Genomic DNA, 19,922 nt, shown 5'->3' with positions numbered 1-19,922 from the left:
CCTCCGGTCAGGCGCTGGCGGCAGGCTTGAAGCTCTGCACGTAGGGCGCGGCGCTGCCCAGGAAGGGCTGTGCCGTCACGGACTTGTCGGTGGCGTAGAGGTTCGCGGGGAGCACCCAGGGGCAGAACCACGCCTGTTCCACGAGGAAGGTGTTGATGGCCCGCGCGTTCGCCTTCTCGGCGGCACCGCTGAGCAGTTGGGCCTTCTCGACCAGCGGTTGCAGCCGCGGGTCCGACACCTTGTTGAGGTTCCAGATCGCGTCCGGCGCCACCGCCTGCACGATGTCCCACAGCGCGGACCGCGACTCGAGGGCGAAGTAGAAGATCGGGTACTTGCCACTGAACAGCGCTGTGATGACCTGGTTGCCCGCGATCTTGACCTGGTTGGCCTTGATGTTCAGCAGGGCCAGCTGCTGGACGATGATCGGGTTGGCGAAGTCGAGACCGGTGATGGCCGGCAGGTCGAAGGAGAAGCCCTTCTCGTACCCCGCCTCCTTCATCAGCGCCTTCGCCTTCGCCACGTCGTAGGCGTAGTAGTCCAGCAGGCCGGGCAGGTAGGCGTCGCTCTTGTTGTTGAAGATCTGGTTGGTGGCCGTGCCGTTGCCCTGGAAGAGCGACTTCAGGATCGCCGGCCGGTCGAAGACCATGTTGATCGCGCGGCGGACCCGGACGTCCTTGAGGGCGGGGATGACCTTGCCCTGCTGGTCGCTGAGGAAGAGCCCGGCCCAGTTCACCGAGTTCTGGAGCACGGTCAGTCCGGAGCTCTGCGCCTCCGTCTTCGTCTGCGAGCTGATCAGCCCGGCGTTAACCTGTCCGGACTTGAGCGCGTTGAGGCGGGCGGTGATGTCGGTCATCTGCCGGATGACGACCTTGTCGTACGGGTACGCCGCCTTGTTCCAGTAGTCGGGGTTGCGGACGAAGGTGTACGTGGAGCCGGAGGTGGTCGCCGCCGCGTCCAGCTTGTAGGGACCCGAGCCGACCGGCCTGGTGTCGCGGTCGGAGGCCTTGAGCGAGGCGGTGCTCGCCAGGATGCCGGGGGCCAGGCAGAGGAACGTCGGCAGCAGACCGGTCGGCTTCTGCGTCGTCAGGACCACGGTGGCCGCGTCCTTGACGGTGACCGTGACGCCAGCCAGGCGACTGGCGTCGGAGCCGCCGCCGGACTTCATGTGCTCCAGCGACGCCTTGACCGCCTGGGCGTCCACGGCGGTGCCGTCGGTGAACTTCATGCCCTGGCGCAGCTTCAGCGTCAGCTCGGTCTTCTCCTTGTTGAAGGTGAAGCTCTCGGCCGCGTTGGGGGAGATCGAGCCGTCGGCCTCGTAGCGCAGCAGGGTGTCGAAGCATGCCTGCCAGACCTGGACGACGGAGGAACCGCTCTGCTGCTTGGCGGGGTCGAGGGAGGCGATCTCCTGGTCGACGGCGAGGGTCAGGGTCTTCGACCCCGTGCTGCCCCCGCCCGAGCTGCCGGTGCCCGCGCTGGTGCAGGCCGAGGTGGTGCCCATCAGCGCGGCACCGAAGCCGAGTCCGAGCAGGCTTCTGCCGAAGGTACGCCGGTCCATGTTCACCATGGGATGCTCCTTTGCATGTGGCGGCCCGCCCGGATCACGGGGATCCGAGGAGCCTGGGCGCGAGAAATCGCGATGAGGCGGATCAGTGGACTGAAGGGAAGGAAACGGACAGACCGAGGGGCAGCGCCGTGGACGAGGAACCGATCTCCAGCTGGAACTCACCGGGTTCCAGCGCCCACCCGCCGGCCTCGGTGTCCCAGTGCTCGAAGGCCCTGCGCCGTACGGTCACGCGAGCGGTGACGTGCTCGCCCGGTGCCGCCTCGACGGCCGCGAAGCCGGCCAGCCAGCGCACGGGGCGGGTGACCGAACCCATGGCGCGGCTCGCATACACCTGGACGACCTCCCGGCCGGGGCGGCCGCCGGTGTTGGTCAGATGCACGTCGATGTCGACCTCGTCGCTCCGAGGCCTGCCGCACAGCTCTGCGGACGTGAACTCCCAGGTCGCGTACGACAGTCCGTGCCCGAACGGGTAGCGGGCGGCGGCTCCGCCCCGGTGCCCGACGGCCAGGCCCTCGTCGTAGCGCAGGACGCCGTCGACCGGCTGCGTCGCCTCATGGCCGCCCTCCGCGAGCGGCCAGGTGGTGGGCAGCCGCCCGCCCGGCTCGGTCAGCCCGAACAGCACGTCCGCGAGCGCGTTGCCGAACTCCTGGCCGGGGAACCAGGCCAGCAGGACGGCCGCGACCTCGTCCGCCCACGGCAGCAGCACCGGAGCGCCGGAGTTGACCACGACGACGGTGCGCGGATTGACGGCCGCGACCCGGCGGACCAGTTCGTCCTGTCGTCCCGGCAGTGCCAGGCCGGTACGGTCGAACCCCTCGCTTTCGACTTCCTCGTTGGTGCCGACCACGACGACGGCGACATCGGCCTCCGCGGCCAGCGCCACGGCCCGCGCGATCTCCTGCTCGTCGGTTCCGTGCGGCGGCTCGATGTTGATCTGGACGTTGGTGCCCACATCGCCGCCGTCCTGGTTCCGGCCCGTGCCGACCTGGTGGACCAGGGTGACCGCCACGGACTCCCCCGCCGCCAGCTCGACCGGGTGGGTGTGCTGGGGCGGGGTGAGCATGCCGACCACCATGTCCGCGCCCGGCGGCAGGACGAGGTCCACGTCGTAGACCTCCTCGCCCGCGACCAGCAGCCGGTGGCGGCCGAGACCGGAGGAGCCCACGAGATAGGTGCCGGGATCGGTGGCCCGCAGCAGGAAGCTCACCTCCAGCGCGGCGACGCCGTCGAGGGTGACGCCGTCGGGGTGCCCGCCCATGATCCAGTTGAAGGCACCGGCCCGGCGCCGTTCGACGCCCAGCAGTTCGCCGTCCGCGTCGAGGTAGCGGATCTCCGCCACCTCCATCCAGGGGGCGGCGGCGATCGGCGTTCGGGTGTGCGGGACCACGCCGACCGCGTGTGTCACCTCCGTGTCGGCCTCGACGGCCGCCCTGATGCCGTCCAGCGGGGAGACGGTGTACGGCGGGAACACGGTGGCGCTGCCGCCGCCGAGGGTCCTGGCGGTGCGGGCGTTCGGGCCGAGCACGGCGATCCGGCCGACGCCGGAGGGCGTCAGCGGCAGGACGCCGTCGTTCCTGGCCAGCACGGTTCCGGCGGCAGCCGCCGCGCGCAGCTCCGCGGCGATCTCGTCGGCACCGTATGCGGGCGGGGTCCGGTCCGTGCCCGGTGCTGCGTCCAGCGCACCGGTCCGCGCGGCCAGCCGCAGGATGCGCAGCACCTTGTCGTCGACGGCGGCCTCCGCGACCTTCCCCTCCCGTACGGCCGTGACCAGGGCGTCGCCCCAGGGGCCGAGCGGACCCGGCATGACCAGGTCGAGCCCGCCGGCCCCCGCCTGTTCGGTGGAGCGGGTCGCGAACCAGTCGGACATGACGACCCCGTCGAAGCCCCACTCCTCCTTCAGGACGTCGCGCAGCAGGGGGCTCTCGGTCATCGTCGTGCCGTTGACCTTGTTGTACGCCGCCATCACCGCCCACACCCCGGCTTCGCGGACCAGCGCCTCGAAGGGAGCGAGATACAGCTCGCGCAGTGTCCGTTCATCCACCTGCGCGTCCAGCGTCATGCGTTCGGTCTCGGAGTCGTTGGCGACGAAGTGCTTGGCGGTAGCGCCGACTCCGGCTTCCTGGAGGCCGCGCACATACGCCACGCCGATACGGGCCGTGAGGAGCGGGTCCTCGCTGAAGCACTCGAAGTGGCGCCCGCCGTAAGGGCTCCGGTGCAGGTTGACGGTGGGTGCGAGCAGGACGTCCACGCCCTTGCGCCTCGCCTCGGCGGCCAGCAGCCCGCCGACGGCCTTGACCCGGTCCTCGTCCCAGGTGGCGGCCAGGGAGCTCGGTGAGGGCACATTGGCCGACGTGTCGCGCTCGTCCCAGACCTCGCCGCGCACCCCGGCCGGGCCGTCCGAGACCACGAGACGGCGAAGACCCGCGGCGGGTTCGGGATGGAGCGACCAGAAGTCGGCACCGGTGAGGAGCCTGACCTTCTGCTCCAGGGAGAGAGCGCCGAGGCGCCCCTCCGGAAGAGGAACAGACATGTGTTTCCCCGGAATCGTGAGGAGGGCTGGGAGCGGGTGATGACAACCCGAAGCCAGAAACAGAGCGTCGAATTCACGCCACTGATACGTATGGGTGACGCTTTTCGGTAAGGTAGCTCCGGCCGCGACAGAGCACAAGAGGTTGATTGAAACGTTTTAGTCAGCCCTCGGAAACGCGGGTTTAACGTGGCGATCGGCGGCGACGGCCGGAGTCCGTGCCACCCCGCCGCCGCCCCCGGCAGGACCCGTCAGGCGGAGTCGCGCACCACGAGCGCCACGGCCTCGGCGCGCGGCGCCCTGGGCGGCCGGGACCCGCTCCTGCCCACCACGGGCGACACCTCGATCCCGCCCAGGACCTCGGAGGTGAGAGCCGCGGCGATCGTGCCGACGTGCTGGTCGACCGTGGTCAGCGGCGGTGCGGCGAACCGCGCCAGCGGGATGTTGTCCACCCCGATCACCGCCAGGTCCCCCGGGACCGTGAGCCCCGCCGCCCGTGCGCCGGCGAGCAGCGCGAACGCCACCTCGTCGTTGTAGGCGCAGATCCCCGTGATTCCCGCACCGTGCCAGGCGCGGACGGCGTCCGTCGCCGCCCCGGTCTCCAGCGGTACCTCATAGACCACGGGCGGTTCGAGCCCGGCCTCGGCGCAGCCCTGGCGCACACCGTCGAGCCGCAGGTCGTAGAGGTACTGCACCCGGGAATCGTCCGGCGCCGCGTACCCGAGACGCTGGTGACCCCGCCCCGCGAGATGCCCGGCCTGGAGACGACCGACCCGGATCTGGGACAGCGAGAAAGGGTCCTCGCCGACGGGATCGAGACGCGTGCCGACCGTGTGGATGCCGGCCGCGTCCATCTCCGCCAGGTCCTCCGGCGAGACGGCCGCCGCGTAGTTGACCACGGCGGCCGGCATCAGCTCGCGCCACAGCCCCGCGATGGTGGTGTGCCCCTTGTCACGGCGGCTGATCACGGTCAGACCGTGCCGCTCCAGATCGTCGCTGACACGCTCCATCATCTCGGCCACGGCAGGCCCGATGGGCACGTCGGGAAGGATCAGGAGAACGATGTCGCTGCGGCCCCTGCGCAGGGTGCGGGCGGCGGCCGACGGGGAGTAGCCGAGCCTGGCCACGGCCGCGAGGACGCGCTGCCGGGTCTGTTCGGAGATCTTCTGGTGGGTTACGTTGTTCAGCACATAGCTGACCGTCGTCTGCGAGACACCCGCTTCCCGGGCCACATCCGTCGCGGTCACCCGGCTCTTCGCAGCCACCGTAGAAACTCCGTCCTGTCGCAGTCCCAGCGTGTCCTCGTCCAGCCGGACAGGGTACGTCCGGGCCCCGCTCTGGTAATACTGAATCGTATCAGCGGACCTCTGGAGGATCCCTTGCGCATCGTCGACCTGCGCTTCGAGCATCATCGTGAACCCTTCGGCATCGGCGAGGCCAGCCCCCGGCTCTCCTGGCGCTTCGCCGGCACCGCCACCCCGGCTTCCGGCTGGTACCAGAGCGCCTACGAGATCCGTGAGGTCCAGGTCGGCGACAGCCCACGGGACACGACCGAGGCCTGGACCAGCGGCCGCATCGAGAGCTCCGAGTCACAGCTCGTGGACTGGCCCGGAACCCCGCTGGCCTCAAGGGAACGCAGGCAGGTGCAAGTCAGGGCGTGGGACCGGAACGGGACCGCCACCGAGTGGAGCGAACCACACACGGTCGAGGCCGGACTGCTCGCCCCGGACGACTGGACGGCCGAACTGATCACCACCCAGGAGCACTTGGGCGAGGGTGACCCGGTCCCGGCCTTCCGGAACGAGTTCCGGGTGGGCAGGGACGTTTCGAAGGCGCGTCTGTATGTGTCCTCGCACGGCGCCCATGAACTGCGCCTCAACGGCGCGGTGGTCGGCGACCATGTGCTGGCCCCCGGCTGGACCAGCTACCGCCACCGGCTGCGCTACGAGACCCACGACGTGACCGGCCTTCTGCGCGAAGGCCCCAACGCGCTGGCCGCGCTGGTGGCCGAGGGGTGGTTCCGGGGCCGTATCGGGTTCGGCGGCGGCAAGCGCGACATCTGGGGAGACCGCAGCGCCCTGCTCGTCCAGCTGGAGATCGCGTACGCCGACGGCAGCTCGCAGGTGGTCCGTACCGGCGAGGGATGGCGGACGGCGCCCAGCGCGGTGCGCAGCGCGAGCATCTACGACGGTGAGGTCTACGACGCCCGCCTGGAACCCACGGGTTGGACCGCCCCCGGATACGACGACTCCGGCTGGGCCCTCGCGCCGGTGGCCCCGCTGGACCGCAGCCGGCTGGTGGCCCCCGTGGGACCGCCCATGCGCCGCACGGAACTGGTCGAACCGGTCAAGGTGTTCACCTCGCCGAGCGGGAAGACCCTGGTCGACTTCGGCCAGAACCTGGTGGGCCGCATCCGCCTCCGCCCGAAGGGACCGGCCGGCACGGAGATCGTCCTTCGGCACGCGGAAGTACTGGAGGACGGTGAGCTGGGACTACGCCCGCTGCGTCTGGTGAAGGCCGAGGACCGCTACATCACGGCGGGCACGGAGAGCGCGGCGACCACCTGGGAGCCGTCGTTCACCTTCCACGGCTTCCGGTACGCGCAGGTCGACAACTGGCCGGGCACACTGGAGCCGGGCGACCTGACCGCGGTCGTGGTGCACAGCGACATGGCACGCACCGGCTGGTTCGAGTGCTCGCACCCGCTCGTCAACCAGCTGCACCAGAACGTCGTATGGGGCATGCGCGGCAACTTCCTCGACGTCCCCACCGACTGCCCCCAGCGCGACGAACGCCTCGGCTGGACCGGCGACCTCCAGGTCTTCGCCCCGACCGCCGCCTACCTCTACGACTGCTCGGGCACCCTGGCCTCGTGGCTGCGGGACGTCTCCGCCGAGCAGCTCTCCTTCCCCGAGCGGACACCTCCGCTGACCGTGCCCGACCCGGGCATGGGCAACGCGGCGCTCGCGGTGTGGGGCGATGTCGTCACGCTGGCGCCCTGGGCGCTGTACGAGCGGTTCGGCGACGTGGATCTCCTGGAACGGCACTACGAGGGGATGACGGCCTGGGTCGACCGGGTCCACGAACTGGCCGGGGACGACCTGCTGTGGACGGACCGCTGGCAGATCGGCGACTGGCTGGACCCGAGCGCACCGCCGGACCGGCCGGGCGACGCGAGGACGGACGGCCATCTGGTCGCCACCGCCCACTTCGCACGCTCGGCCCAGGTCGTCGCCCAGGTGGCCGAGGTGCTGGGCAGGACGGACGACGCGAAGAAGTACACGGCGCTCGCCGAGCAGGTGCGGGAGGCGTTCGCGGCGGAGTACGTCTCGCCCAACGGCCGCATCAGTAGCGACGCCCAGACCGCCTACGCTCTGGCACTGCGCTTCGGCCTGCTGAGCGAGACCCAACGCACCCGCGCGGGCACCCGGCTCGCCGAGCTGGTGCACATGGGCGGCTACCACATCGGCACCGGATTCGTCGGCACACCGCTGGTCAACGACGCGCTGACCGACGTGGGCGAGGTGCAACTCGCTTACCGGCTGCTGCTGGAGACGACCTGCCCGTCGTTCCTCTACCCGGTCACGATGGGCGCGACGACCGTCTGGGAACGCTGGGACAGCATGCTCCCGGACGGCACCATCAACCCCGGCGAGATGACCTCGTTCAACCACTACGCCCTGGGCGCGGTCGCGGACTGGCTCCACCGGGTGGTGGCCGGACTGGCGCCGGCGTCCCCCGGCTACCGTCGCCTCACCGTACGGCCACGTCCCGGCGGCGAGCTGTCGTGGGCGAGGACGGAGCACGAGACGCCGTACGGCAGGGCCTCGGCGGGCTGGACACTCAAGGACGGCGTCTTCGACCTGCGGATCGAGATCCCGCCCAACACCACGGCGGAGGTCCATCTGCCGGACGGCACCGACGTGTTCGAGGCCGGCTCGGGCGTGCACGAGTACAGCGTGCCGTACGCACCGGACACCTACCCGCCCGTCTGCCCCGAGGGCCTGGTCTTCCCGAGTCTGCCCTCGCCCCCCGAACCGCAGTGACAGGACGGCATCTGACGTTTCGCCACCGGGTACGAAGGTCAGCGCTCCTGCGGCTCGGCGGCGACAGCCGGTGCCGCCGCCCCCAGCGCCCGCAGTACGAAGTCGCGTACCCGGGCGGCGGCCTCGGTCGCGCTCATGGCCGCCGTCGCCGCCATCTGCTCGTCGAACGCCTGGGCGATGACCGCTCGGATGAACCGGGCGTCGGACTCGGGCTCGGTCCACGGGAACGATCCGTCCTGGCGCCCTCGGTGCAGGATCTGCGCCAGGGCCGCCTCCTGCCCGGCCGCCGCCCGGGCCCGCTCCGCGGTGTACCCGGTGGCGCGCTGGGCCCCCTCGGAGGAGAGGATGCGCACGTGCTGGCGCCGGCGTGCCTCCGAGGTCAGGCGCAGCATGGCCTCGATCCAGCCCTGGAGCGCCTCGACAGGCGTGGCCGCACTCGCCGCGGCGCTCTGCAGCTCGGAGAGCAGCCGTTCGCTGTCCCGCCGGAACATCGCGAGCAGCAGGTCGTCCTTGGAGTCGAAATGCCGGTAGAAGGCTCGGGTACCGAGCCCGGCGGTGCGCAGGATGTCCCCCACCGAGGCGCCCGCGCCTCCGGCCTCGGCCAGACAGCGGTAGGCCGCCTTGATGATCCGCTCACGCTCCGCGGACTGCGTGGGCACGGGGCGGCCTCCTCTTGAACGATCCCGCAGGGCAGAGGCGGGACGACCAGGGTAACCATCTCCGACCCCGGCGGACACGGGCGGCGGTCGCCGAATCCCGGGCTCCTGACCACAGCGCGGCCGGTCCCCCGGCCTACGCCGTGGCGAGCAGATCGACCGCCGCCCGCTCCCGCAGCCGGTCGTAGCGATGGGCCGGGTGCTCCCAGGTGAAGCGCGTGCCGCCGTGCACCTGAAGGCAGCCCTGCGCGACGGCGACCGCGGTCTCCAGTGCCTCGGCGGCGGCCAGGCACACGGTGGTGTCGGTGTCCGGCCCGGGATCGTCGAGTGCGCCGGCCGCCGCGGCGACCAGGGCCCGCGCCGATTCCACCGCGATCAGCATGTTCGCGCAGCGGTGCGAGACGGCCTGGAAGGAGCCGATGGGACGGCCGAACTGGTGCCTGGTCGTGGCGTAGGCGACGGCAAGGTCCCGGCGGCAGCGAGGAGCACGAGGACCGCCCGTTCGGCGGCCCGCAGAGCGTCGTCGAACTCGTCCGGTCCGGCCACCAGGGAGGCCGGGCAGTCCGCCAGGAGGAGGGCGCCCAGCGGACGCGTCGGATCCAGCGCCTCCACGGGTTTCGTCACGCACCCATCCTGTGGTTCCACCGAGAACAGCGCGGAGCCCGCCGTCGTCTCGGCGGCGACCAGGAACACGGCCGCGCACGGCGCGTCGGCGACCACGGGGACGGTTCCCGTCAGCGTGCCCTCACCCGCCATGCGGCGCAGCCAGGCCGCGGCCTCGTCGGTCCCCGCCGCCGTCCGCCAGCGCGGACGCCGACTCCAGGTCGCAGAGTCCCTCGGCGCAGCAGTGCGCCGAGTGACTCCCGCAGTTCCTTCTCGATCTCCGCGTCGGCGGTCATCACCGCACCTCGTACTTCCGCTTCTTGACGGCCTGGCGGTCGACCTGCGCCTTGCCGACGGGATTGCCGATCTGGGTGTAGGCGAGACCCGTGGCCAGTGCCTGGCTCCGTCCGGTGTCCAGGGACTCCCAGATGGCCCGGATACTGCCCTGGACGGCCACGGGCGGCTTGGCCGCGATCAGTGCGGCCAGCTCGTGTGCTCGCTCCCGCAGTCGGTCGCCCGCCACGACCTCGCTGACGAAGCCGATCTCGAGTGCCCGGCGCGCGGACATCCGCTCGTCGTTGCCGAGCAGCACCATCCGCAGGACCTCCCCGAGGGGGATGCGGCGTACGAGTCCGATGGGTTCCAGGGCCGCGACCATGCCGTACGTGGTGTGGGGGTCGAAGAACGTGGCGTCCTCGGCGGCGACGATGATGTCGGCCTCGTTCAGCCAGTAGAGGGCTCCACCCGCCACCATGCCGTGCACCGCGCACACCAGGGGCTTCCAGCACCGGTTCAGCTTGGGTGACAGGCTGGTGCCGGGATCGAGGTCGCTGAAGGGGTTGGTGTGCCGTTCGATGCCCTCGACCACGTCGACGCCGGTGCAGAAGGCCCGCTCCCCCTCCGCCTGGAGCACGACCACGTGCACGGCGTCCTCGTCGGCGGCGTACCGCCACAGGGCGGAGAAGTCGTCCAGGGTCTGCTGGTTGAAGGCGTTCAGCTTCTCGGGCCGGTTGAGGGTCACCGTCAGGACGTGGTCGTCGCCCAGTTCCGCGAGGATCGTGCCGAAGTCCGGCAGCTTGCTCGTATCCGGTGGCGTCATCGTGCTTCCTTCCTCCGCGAGGGCAGGCCAAGGACCTTCTCGGCGAGGGTGTTGCGCTGGATCTTCCCGGTGCCGGCCCCGATGGTCGAGGAACGGCTCATCAGATACCCGTACGTCCATCGTCCGCCCTCCGGGGCGGTCGGCTCGCGTTGGCCGAGCACGGCGTCCGATCCGAGGACCCGCAGTGCGACCTCGTGCAGACGCTGGTCGAACTCCGCGCGCACCAGCCGGTTGACCGACGCCGCGGGCCCGGGGTCCCGGCCCTCCAGCACGGCGTCGAGGGCACGGCGGCTGTGGCGAGGACCCGTACCGAGGTTGCTCACCGGCACGCGCACCTCGTCGAGGTACACCTCGGAGAAGTGCGTTCCGCCGCTGATGTCCTTCAGGGGACGTACGGTGATGCCCTCGCTCCGCATCGGGATGAGCAGGTACGAGATGCCGGCGCCGATGATGAGGGTGGGCGCCACGATGAACGACAGCCCGCAGGGGTGCTTCGGAGCGCGGGCGGCCGTCGGCCAGGTCCAGTTCCATTCCGCCGGCCTCGGCGGGCCGGCCGGGGGCGGCGAGACCGGCCTCCACCAGGTCGGCGTGGAAGGCACGGGCCCAGGCCAGGCGCTCGGTCCGGTCGCGCGGCGGCCGGCCCGCGTGGGCTTCCAGGAACCGCGCGAGTCGCACGCTCCAGGGTGCCGCCTGGGCGGGCGGCGTGGCGGTGTGCTGTGCCGTGGCGCCGGGCATCAGGCCTCCTCGGGGTCTAGGGGTTGCCGGGGCTCAGGCGGTGGGGACGAGGCCGATCTCCGCGGCGACCCGTTCGAGGTGCCAGGAGGTGCTGCCGAGGAGGTGCGTCGAGGACGTGGCCCGGCGCAGGTAGAGGTGGGCGTCGTGCTCCCAGGTGAAGCCGATGCCGCCGTGGATCTGGACGGTCTCGGCGGCGGCATGGGCATAGGCCTCGGAGCAGTACGCCCGTGCGACCGAAGCCGCGAGGCCCCGCTCGCTCGCGTCCCGGTCCGACCAGAGGCGTGCAGCGTCCTGGGCGGCGGCCTTCGCCGACTCCACCTCGTAGAGCATGTCGGCGCACTTGTGCTTGATCGCCTGGAAGGATCCGATCGGCCGTCCGAACTGCTCGCGGGTCCTGGCGTACTCGACGGACAGCTCCAGGCATCGCTCGGCCCCGCCCGCCTGTTCGGCGGCGAGGGCGACGGCCGCCAGGTCGAGCACCCTCGCGACCGCGGCGGCGGCGCCGCCCTCGGTGCCGATCAGCCGGGCGGGAGTCCGGTCGAAGTGGAGACGGGCCAGCTTGCGGGTGGGGTCGAGCGCGGGCAGCGGCTCGCGTTCCACCGCGTCCGGATCGGCGGCGAGGAGGGAGAGACCCTTGTCCGTGCGGGCGACCGTCAGCACGAGCCCCGCGGTGCTGCCGTCGGTGACCCGCTCCTTGGTTCCGTGGAGCAGATACCGGTCTCCGTCCGCCCGCGCGGTCGTCCACACGGCGTCGAGGTCACGGATGTCCGAGTTGCCCTCGGCCACGGCGAGGGTCGCGATCGTCGAGCCGTCCGCGATCCCGGGGAGGAACTCGGCGCAGGCCGCCTCGTCACCGCTCTCCAGCAGCGCGGCGGGCGCGAGCACCGCCGAGGACAGGTAGGGGGAGCACAGCAGCGTGCGGCCCATCTCGGCCATGACGACGGCGAGTTCGGGCAGGCCGGCGCCGGCGCCGCCGAAACGTTCGGGGACGATCAGGCCGACCAGGCCCAGTTCGTCCGCGAGCCGGTGCCAGACCTCGGGGTCGTATCCCTCGTCGGTCCCGATCAGCCGCCGCACCTCGCTGCTCGGCGAGGCGTTCTCCAGGAAGGCACGGACGACTTTGCGCAGGTCGTCGTGCCCGTCGTTGCGGTCACTCACGGCACTCATCCCTTCGGGAGGCCGAGGACGCGTTCGGCCAGAATGTTCTTCATGACCTCGGTGGTGCCCGCGGCGATGGTCGAGGCGCGTCCTCGCAGGAAGCGGTGCACCTCGGGACCGTTACCGGCCGCGATGGCGGCGGGGCCCGCGGCCTCCAGCAGGGTTTCGCCGAGACGTTGGGTGGTCCGGCTCCAGCCGAGTTTGATGACGGACTGTGCGGGGCCGGGCTCCTCCCCGGCGCTCAGGGCGCGCAGCACGTCCCGGCCGAGCAGCCCGAGGACGCGGGCCTCGACGTAGCGCCGGGCCAGCTCCTGGCGCAGTACGGGGTCGGCGACCCCGTCCGGGAAGCCGGCCACCGCCTTCTTCACCTCGCGCTGAAGGGAGTTGGCGAGTTCGACGACGCCGGCCCGTTCGTGGCCGAGGGTCGTCATGGTGACGCGCCAGCCCTCGTGGAGCGGACCGAGCAGGGCGCTCGCCGGGACGTGCACGTCGGTGAAGAACAGCTCGGCGAAGTCGTACTCGCCGGTGATCTGGCGCAGCGGGCGGCGCTCGATGCCGGGCGTGTCCAGCGGGACCAGAAGGACCGAGATGCCCTGGTGCGGCCGGGCCGCGGGGTCCGTGCGCACCAGCAGCATGCAGTGCGTGGCCCGCATGCCGTCCGAGGTCCACACCTTCTGGCCGTTGATCCGGAAGCCGTCGCCGTCGGGCTCCGCCCGGGTGCGCAGGGACGCCAGGTCGCTGCCCGCGTCGGGCTCGCTGAAGCCCTGGCACCAGATCTCCTCCGTGGACAGGATCCGGGGCAGACAGGCGCGCTGTTCGGGGGTGCCGAAGCGGGAGATGGTCGGGCCGACGTTCTTGATGCCGAAGACGCCGGCGATGTCGGGGGCCCCGGCGCGGGCGAGTTCCGCGTCGCACTCCAGGCGGTCCACGATGCCGAGGCCACGGCCACCGTCCTCGACGGACCAGTGCGGGGCCGCCCAGCCGCCCAGGTGGAGGGCCCGCTGCCAGGCGAGCCGGGCCGCGAAGGACCGGTTGTCGGGCCAGGCCCGGTGCAGGGCGGGGGCGATCCCGTCCAGGTAGGCCCGGAGCTCTTCGGCTGCCGTGCTCATCGTCGCCGACCTCACTTCGGGCCGAAGCGCAGGGCGCCGTCGATGCGGATCACTTCGCCGTTGAGGTAGTCGTTCTCGGCGATGTGCTGGACGAGGGCGCCGTACTCCTCGGGCCGCCCCATGCGCTGGGGGAACGGGACCTTTGCACCCCAGGTCTCCTGCGCCTGCTCCTCCGGCATGCGGAAGGCCGGGGTGAAGAAGGTGCCCGGAGCGATGGTCATGACGCGAATGCCGACGGCCGCCAGGTCGCGGGCGGCGACCAAGCCCAGGCCGACGACGCCGCTCTTGGCCGCGCTGTAGTCGGACTGACCGATCTGCCCCTCGAACGCGGCGATGCTGGCGGTGCTGATCACCACACCGCGGGTGCCGGACTCGTTGGGCGTGTTCTTCGCCATCGCCGAGGCGGACAGGCGCAGCACGTTGAAGGTGCCCGTGAGGTACACGTCCACGGTGCGCTTGAACAGGTCCAGCGCGTACGGGTTGCCGTCGCGGTCCAGCACCCGGGCGTGCGCCACCGGGCCGCCGTGCGCGCTGACGGCGACCCTCAGCTCGCCCAGGCCCCGCACGACCTCGAGTGCCGCGAGGACGCTGTCCTCGTCGGTGACATCGGTGTGGGCGAAGACCGCGTCGTCACCGAGTTCCTTGGCGAGTGCCTCGCCGCGTTCGTCGGCGAGGTCGGCGACGACCACCTTGGCACCGGCCGCGGCCAGCCGCCGTACCGTCGCCTCGCCGAGTCCCCCGGCGCCGCCCGTGACCAGGGCCACTCCACCAGCCAGCTCCATTGCTGCTCCTCGTCTCAGTATCGGTGTCTCTACTCGCCGCGCCACACCGGCGGACGCTTCTCCGCGAACGCGATCGCACCCTCGCGCGCGTCGACGGACTCGAGCACCGGAGTCATGATCACGGCCTGCTCGTCGAACGCCTCGTCCGCGGACCAGTCGGCCGAGCGAACGATGATCTCCTTCGTGGCGGCGACCGCCAGGGGCCCGTTGGCGGCGATGCGCGCCGCAAGTTCCCGGGCGCCCTCCAGGGCCTTGCCCGGCTCGGTCACCCGGTTCACCAGGCCGTGGCGGTGGGCGTCGGAGGCGCCGAGGAAGTCACCGGTGAGGGCGAGTTCCATGGCCACGGCATAGGGGATCCGCCTGGGCAGCCGCAACAGCCCGCCCGCTCCGGCGATCAGGCCCCGCTTGACCTCGGGGATGCCGAACTTGGCGTCCTCGGCGGCCACGACCAGATCGCAGGCGAGGACGATCTCGCAGCCGCCGGCCAGGGCGTACCCCTCGACCGCGGCGATCACGGGCTTGCGCGGGGGCCTGCGGGTGATGCCGGCGAAGCCGCGGCCCTCCAACGCCATCTTCTCCCCGGCCACGAACGCCTTGAGGTCCATGCCGGAGCAGAAGGTGCCGCCGGCCCCGGTGATGATGGCGACGGTCAGGTCCTTGCGGGAATCGAACTCGTAGAGAGCCGCCGCGACGCCTTCGCTGACGGCACGGTTGACGGCATTGCGGGCCTGGGGGCGGTTGATGGTGATGAGCGTGACGCCGGCGGCGTGCTCGACCAGTACCTCGTCGGACATGGCGCGGTGGTCTCCTTGCTGGGTCGGCCTGGGGGTCAGCGGGGCGCCATGCGGATGGCCCCGTCGAGGCGGAGGGTCTCGCCGTTGACGTACGCGTTCTCGATCAGGAACTGTGCCGTCCGGCCGTACTCGTCGGGTGTGCCGAAGCGTCTGGGGTTCGGCACGGTCGCTGCGAGCGACTCCTGGACGTCCTCCCGCAGGGCGTCGAAGAGCGGGGTCTTCATCAGACCGGGGGCGATGGTGTTGACGCGGATGTTGCGGCCGGCCAGGTCACGGGCGGCGACGATCGTCATGCCCACCACGGCTCCCTTGGAGGCGCTGTAGGCGATCTGCCCGATCTGCCCTTCGTACGCCGCCACGGACGCGGTGAGGATGATGACTCCCCGTTCGCCGTCCACGGGCTCGGTCCGCGCCATGGCCGCGCCGCCCAGCCGCAGGGCGTTGTAGGAGCCCACGAGGTTGACTTTGACGACCTTCTCGAAGCCGGCGAGCTCCCCGGGCCGGCCGTCCCGGTCGACCACCCGCAGGGTGTGGTTGATCCCGGCACAGTGCACCAGGACGCGCAGCGGGCCCTTCTCGCCCGCGGCCGTGACGGCGTCGCGGAACTGGTCCTCGTCGGTCACGTCCGTGGGCACGAAGCGCACGCGCTCGCCCAGTTCCTCGGCGATGCCCTTCCCCGGCGAGGAGGGCAGGTCGGCGATGACCACATGGGCGCCGGCCGCGGCGAGCCGCTTGACGGTGCCGAGCCCGAGACCGGACGCGCCACCCGTGACCAGCGCGGACGTTCCCTCGATGTGCATGAAGATCTCCTTGGGGGTGAAGGAGAGCGGCTGAGGTCCACCATAACCCGCGCCAGCTCACCTAGTAACCTATGTCAGGTATCGCTTGTGGCTCAGAAGCCGGGGTCAAAGGCGCCGTGCGACCGGTGGGGCGGCCTCTCACGCGGCATCTGCGGCCCCTTCCGGCTGGAACACACCGGTCATGCGGAGCCGTCCGTCGGAGTCGAGCGCGCCACGGTCGCCGGTCGGGAACCAGCCGTCAGCCGTCAGCGGCTCGGCGAACCGCTCCAGGTAGCCCTGGAACAGCGCCGGCCCCCTGCTGAGGATGTGGCCCTCCCGTCCCGCGGGGACCTCCTCGCCGGCGGCGTCCACGATCCTCACCTCGTTGCCCGGCAGCAGGCGCCCCGTGCCGGCGCTCCGCAGGTGCAGCGCGTCACGCGGGGACCCCAGGGCGATGGTCGGGTGCTCCGCACGGCCGTAGCCGCCGTAGGCCGCGACTCCCGCCCGGTCGGCCTCCTCCACCACCGCGCGCGTGACCCCTCCGAGCACCCGGCACTCGGCCAGCCCGGCGAGGCCGTCGCGCGAACGGGCAGCCGCGTCGAGCAGGCCCGCGAGATGAAAGCGGCTCAGCGCCGCCGAGGTGACGTGATGCCGGTGCAGCGCCCGCAGCGCGGTGACGGAGTCCCAGCGCTCCAGGAACACCGAGCGCACTCCGGTCACGAGGGCGCGCAGCAGCGCGGTGGTGCCCGCGAGGTCACCCGAGGTGGGCGAGGCCAGGTGGACATGGCGGCCGACACCAGCGGCTACCGCACCCGTCAGGGCCAGTTCGGCACGCAGGGAGGCGTGGGTGTGCAGTACTCCGCGGGACCGGCCACCACGACTCGTCGGGGTGTGGATGAGCAGTGCAGCGTCCCCGGCACGGGACATCGTCTCGGGAGGCAGCGGCCGGAACCGCTCGAGCGTCTCCCACTCCAGGCCGTCGGCGGGAACCCCCGCTGTCGGCCAGGTCCCGGTGACCGCGACGACGTGCCGCAGATGCGGCAGACCGTCCCTGGCATGACGGACCCGGAGCACGTCATGGGAGCGCCAGGCCGAGGTGATCAGCATGGCCGCCCGGGAGCTCCGCAGCACACGACGTACCTCCGCGGCGCTCCAGGAGAGATCGAGCGGCATGAGCACCGCGCCCCGCAGGAGCACGGCCACGTGGGCGACGGCCTCCTCGACGCGGTGCGGCAGCTGCACCGCGACCACCTCGCCCCGCCCGACACCCATGGCCCCGAGGCCCGCGGCGACAGCACAGGCACGCCGGTGGATCTCGGCGACCGTGGCCTCGGCGACGGAAGCGGACCCGTGGAACACCAGCCTCACATGACCGTGCTCCCTGGCGGCGACCCGCAGGGCCTCGGGCAGTGTCGTCGGCAGACGCGCCGCCAGAGCCTCGTCGGCCATGGTTCGCTGTGACATCACGTTCGCTCCACTCCTCGCTGTGCGCGCTCGCGGGCCGGACCCGAGGGTCAGTCCGTGACCTGGAATCGCCGCAGTTCGTGCTGGACCATGCCGTCGAGGTCGGCGGCGGGCGGCTGCGGCAGGGCGACCCGTGGAGCACGCCGGGTCGGCAGCAGGACGACGGCCGTGCCGGGCGTCGTGATCTGGCCCCGCTGGTTCTCGCACCGGAGCTCCAGGTGCGCCTCGTGGCGCCCGTCCACCTCCTGCTTGCCTACGACCTTCCCGCGCACCCACGTGGTGTCGCCGAGGTAGTTGAACTTGCGGTGTTCGCACCGGAGTTTCCACAGCCAGGCGTCGTCGCCCATCCAGTCGGTGACCGCGTGGACCAGCCAGGTCTCCCGCATGCCGCCGTAGTCGTAGGACGTGGGCAGACCGAGTTCCTGGGCGCGGTGGGGCTCCCAGTGCAGCCGCTGCACGGTGTCGGGCACGTTGAGGGCGTTCCGGGGATACAGGCCCGGCGCCTTGCGGCGGGTGCGGTACTGGATCCGGAAGGCTCCGGGCGGCGTGAGCTGCATGCCCCAGCCGAGATGCCACACCACCACGTCCGTGGTCGTCAGCGGACCCTTGACCCGCGGCTGGAGCTCGTCGCCGATGCGCACGTCCTCCCAGTAGCGCGGCTCGGGGCCACGGCGCGTCTCGGCCGCGTAGGCCGCGTCGATCTCCGCCAACTGCTCGGCCGTGTAGGGCGGCTGCTCCAGCTGCTCCTTGGCCCGCTTCTTCGAGGTGTGCCGCTCGGCGTTGATCCACGTGCCCCGGCGCACGGCGTGCATCCGGCCCTGGCCGTCGGCGTAGAGGAAGTCGTTGGTGACATGCGCGGTACGGCCGCCGAAACTCGACTTCTTCTCCTCGACCCCGACCTGCGCCTGGAGCACTCGGCAGCGGTCGCCCAGGGTCAGGGGCCGCCACCACTCGAACTCCATCACCGCCTGATACGACCCCAGCCCGGCGAACGGGTCGCCCTTGAGCACCGCCTTGGTCTCGGGATCGGGCGTCGGCGCCGCGTCCTCCCCCATCGTGTAGAGGAAGGTCGGAGGGGCGAGGAGCTTGCCCCAGCGCGTGCCGGCCGCGTATTCGGGGTCGCAGTACAGCGGGTTGTCGTCGCCGTAGCCGAAGGCGAAGTGGCGTGCGGCGTCCCAGGTGACCTCGTAGTTGTGCGGGGGGTTCCGCTGTGGCTGCGGCACGCCCAGCCGCTTGCGGGACCGCTCCAGTGCGGCCTCGGTCAGGACGCCGAAGGCTTCCTCCCGCGCCGCCGGCTGCGCGCTGCTGCTCACGTGTCCTTCTCCCTTGCCTCGGCTGACGTCGCTGTCACATCCAGCCCTTACAGAGCTATCATAGTGAACTAGGTTAGATGAGTCTGACACGGTTGGGAATGAGGAGGACCAGGCATGGAGTACGGGATGCCGTGGCAGGGCGCCGCCGTCGCCGCCGAAGCGGAGGCGGCCGGCATGACGACGTTCTGCAGTGGCGAGTTCGTGGACCACGAGGCCTATACGACCCTCGCGGAGATGGCCTTCTGCACCCGCACGGCGACGGTGGGCCCCGCCATCGCCTACGCGTTCGCCCGCACTCCGTACGCCCACGCCGCCGCTCTGCGCAGTATGTGGAAGCACGCCCCGGGACGGTTGTTCCTGGGCCTGGGCTCGGGGGCGTACCGGATCAACCGCGACTGGTTCGGCGTGGAGGCGGACCGCCCGGTGGCCCGCATGGCCGACCTGGTCGGCGCCGTACGGACCTGGCTGCACGCCGAGAACGGCGAGCCGGTGCGCTACGCGGGCGAGTTCTACCGTGTGGACGCCGACGTGCGCGCGCCGGTCCTCGGCCGCATCGACGTGCCGGTCCTGCTCGCCGGCTTCAACAAGCAGATGGCCGCCGCCGCGGGGCGGGTCGCCGACGGGGTCATCGGGCACGGGCTGTTCACGCGCAGCTGGTGGGACGAGGTGGTACGGCCCGCGGTCGCCCGCGGAGCAGAGCGCGGCGAGCGGGAGACGCGGCCCGTGGAGCACGGATGGGTGATCACCGCCGTGAACGACGACGACCCCGAGCGCGCGATCCGGGACGCCCGCCGCATGATCGCCTTCTACCTCACCGTGAAGACGTACGACCCCTATGTGGAGCACCACGGCTGGCAGAAGCCCGTGGAGGAGCTCCGGGACGCCTTCCGGCGGGGTGACACCGACGCCATGGCCGCCGCGGTCACCGACGAGATGCTGGAGGCGATCGCGGTCTGCGGCACGACCGCGGACGCGCGCGAGACCCTGCGCCGGCGCGGCGACTCGCTCGCCCACGACGTGGCCTATCTCGCACCCCCGTCGTTCCTGGTGAGCGAGCGCCGCCGGCAGGCGTACGCGCGGGCGAGTCTGGCGCTGCTGGACTGAGCCGCCCCCTTGGCCCGCACAGAGCCGCCTACGTCAGCCGCACAGAGCGGCCCCCCGGCTCGCACGGAACCCCCCGTGACCCGCACGAATCCGCCCCCTTGGCCCCGCAGAGCCGCCCCCAGGGGCCGGCACAGAGCCGCTACCCGCGGCCCGCGCGGAGCCGCCCCCCGTGGCCCGCACAGCAGAAGG

At 71.6% G+C, this 19,922-nt stretch carries 16 protein-coding genes; 2 read left to right on the top strand and 14 right to left on the bottom strand.

Translation table 11 applies throughout. The features are described 5' to 3' along the window. Positions 1-7 precede the first annotated feature (7 nt). From ACFULQ_RS27550 to ACFULQ_RS27540, 3 genes are all read right to left on the bottom strand, one after another. A complete protein-coding gene (locus ACFULQ_RS27550) occupies positions 8-1,564 on the bottom strand; it encodes an ABC transporter substrate-binding protein (protein WP_383548575.1) in 1,557 nt (518 codons plus the stop codon). Positions 1,565-1,646: 82 nt separating this feature from the next. Beyond that, positions 1,647-4,094, bottom strand: a complete 2,448-nt coding sequence (locus tag ACFULQ_RS27545) for a beta-glucosidase (RefSeq protein WP_383548572.1) — start codon at positions 4,092-4,094, stop codon at positions 1,647-1,649. 248 nt (positions 4,095-4,342) lie between these two features. Beyond that, positions 4,343-5,356, bottom strand: coding sequence for a LacI family DNA-binding transcriptional regulator (locus tag ACFULQ_RS27540; RefSeq protein WP_383548569.1), 1,014 nt, complete (start codon positions 5,354-5,356; stop codon positions 4,343-4,345). 114 nt (positions 5,357-5,470) lie between these two features. Here ACFULQ_RS27540 and ACFULQ_RS27535 point away from each other — a divergent pair, with 114 nt between their 5' ends. Continuing rightward, positions 5,471-8,137: a glycoside hydrolase family 78 protein gene (locus tag ACFULQ_RS27535; protein WP_383548566.1), complete on the top strand. Its 2,667-nt coding sequence runs from the start codon at positions 5,471-5,473 to the stop codon at positions 8,135-8,137. 38 nt (positions 8,138-8,175) lie between these two features. Here the strand turns inward: ACFULQ_RS27535 and ACFULQ_RS27530 are convergent, their stop codons facing one another. The 11 genes from ACFULQ_RS27530 to ACFULQ_RS27480 all read right to left on the bottom strand — a co-directional run bounded on the left by ACFULQ_RS27530 (position 8,176) and on the right by ACFULQ_RS27480 (position 18,629). Further along, positions 8,176-8,796: a TetR/AcrR family transcriptional regulator gene (locus ACFULQ_RS27530; RefSeq protein ID WP_383548564.1), complete on the bottom strand. Its 621-nt coding sequence runs from the start codon at positions 8,794-8,796 to the stop codon at positions 8,176-8,178. Positions 8,797-8,929: 133 nt separating this feature from the next. Beyond that, on the bottom strand, positions 8,930-9,421 hold the full coding sequence (locus ACFULQ_RS27525) for an acyl-CoA dehydrogenase family protein (protein ID WP_383548560.1): 492 nt from the start codon (positions 9,419-9,421) through the stop codon (positions 8,930-8,932). Between the two features lie 270 nt (positions 9,422-9,691). Continuing rightward, positions 9,692-10,495, bottom strand: a complete 804-nt coding sequence (locus ACFULQ_RS27520; RefSeq protein WP_383548557.1) for an enoyl-CoA hydratase/isomerase family protein — start codon at positions 10,493-10,495, stop codon at positions 9,692-9,694. Next, the gene (locus ACFULQ_RS27515; protein WP_383548554.1) at positions 10,492-11,094 is read right to left on the bottom strand and encodes an acyl-CoA dehydrogenase family protein; all 603 of its coding nucleotides are present in this window, start codon (positions 11,092-11,094) and stop codon (positions 10,492-10,494) included. Before ACFULQ_RS27515 ends, ACFULQ_RS27520 begins: the two co-directional genes overlap by 4 nt. Positions 11,095-11,263: 169 nt before the next feature. Next, positions 11,264-12,388 (bottom strand): acyl-CoA dehydrogenase family protein, encoded by a 1,125-nt coding sequence (locus ACFULQ_RS27510; protein ID WP_383548551.1) that lies wholly within the window; start codon positions 12,386-12,388, stop codon positions 11,264-11,266. 5 nt (positions 12,389-12,393) lie between these two features. Further along, complete coding sequence (locus ACFULQ_RS27505; RefSeq protein ID WP_383548548.1) at positions 12,394-13,497, bottom strand: acyl-CoA dehydrogenase family protein; 1,104 nt, start codon at positions 13,495-13,497, stop codon at positions 12,394-12,396. Between the two features lie 11 nt (positions 13,498-13,508). After that, positions 13,509-14,279, bottom strand: a complete 771-nt coding sequence (locus tag ACFULQ_RS27500) for an SDR family NAD(P)-dependent oxidoreductase (RefSeq protein ID WP_383548545.1) — start codon at positions 14,277-14,279, stop codon at positions 13,509-13,511. Between the two features lie 29 nt (positions 14,280-14,308). After that, entirely contained in the window at positions 14,309-15,073 is a 765-nt protein-coding gene (locus ACFULQ_RS27495; protein WP_383548543.1) for a crotonase/enoyl-CoA hydratase family protein, read from the bottom strand. A 35-nt stretch (positions 15,074-15,108) separates the two neighbouring features. Then, positions 15,109-15,873 (bottom strand): SDR family NAD(P)-dependent oxidoreductase, encoded by a 765-nt coding sequence (locus tag ACFULQ_RS27490; protein WP_383548540.1) that lies wholly within the window; start codon positions 15,871-15,873, stop codon positions 15,109-15,111. 138 nt (positions 15,874-16,011) lie between these two features. Next, positions 16,012-17,316, bottom strand: coding sequence for a class I adenylate-forming enzyme family protein (locus tag ACFULQ_RS27485; RefSeq protein ID WP_383548537.1), 1,305 nt, complete (start codon positions 17,314-17,316; stop codon positions 16,012-16,014). Positions 17,317-17,366: 50 nt separating this feature from the next. Continuing rightward, positions 17,367-18,629, bottom strand: coding sequence for a MaoC family dehydratase N-terminal domain-containing protein (locus ACFULQ_RS27480; protein WP_383548534.1), 1,263 nt, complete (start codon positions 18,627-18,629; stop codon positions 17,367-17,369). Positions 18,630-18,743: 114 nt separating this feature from the next. On the opposite strand from ACFULQ_RS27480, the gene ACFULQ_RS27475 reads away from it, so the two are divergent. After that, on the top strand, positions 18,744-19,733 hold the full coding sequence (locus ACFULQ_RS27475) for an LLM class flavin-dependent oxidoreductase (RefSeq protein ID WP_383548532.1): 990 nt from the start codon (positions 18,744-18,746) through the stop codon (positions 19,731-19,733). Positions 19,734-19,922: the final 189 nt, after the last annotated feature.

The organism is Streptomyces sp. NPDC057253 (assembly GCF_042669125.1).
Classification (GTDB): Bacteria; Actinomycetota; Actinomycetes; order Streptomycetales; family Streptomycetaceae; genus Streptomyces.
The sequence above is the reverse complement of the archived record's forward strand: the minus strand, read 5'-3'. Positions and strand labels throughout refer to the sequence as shown.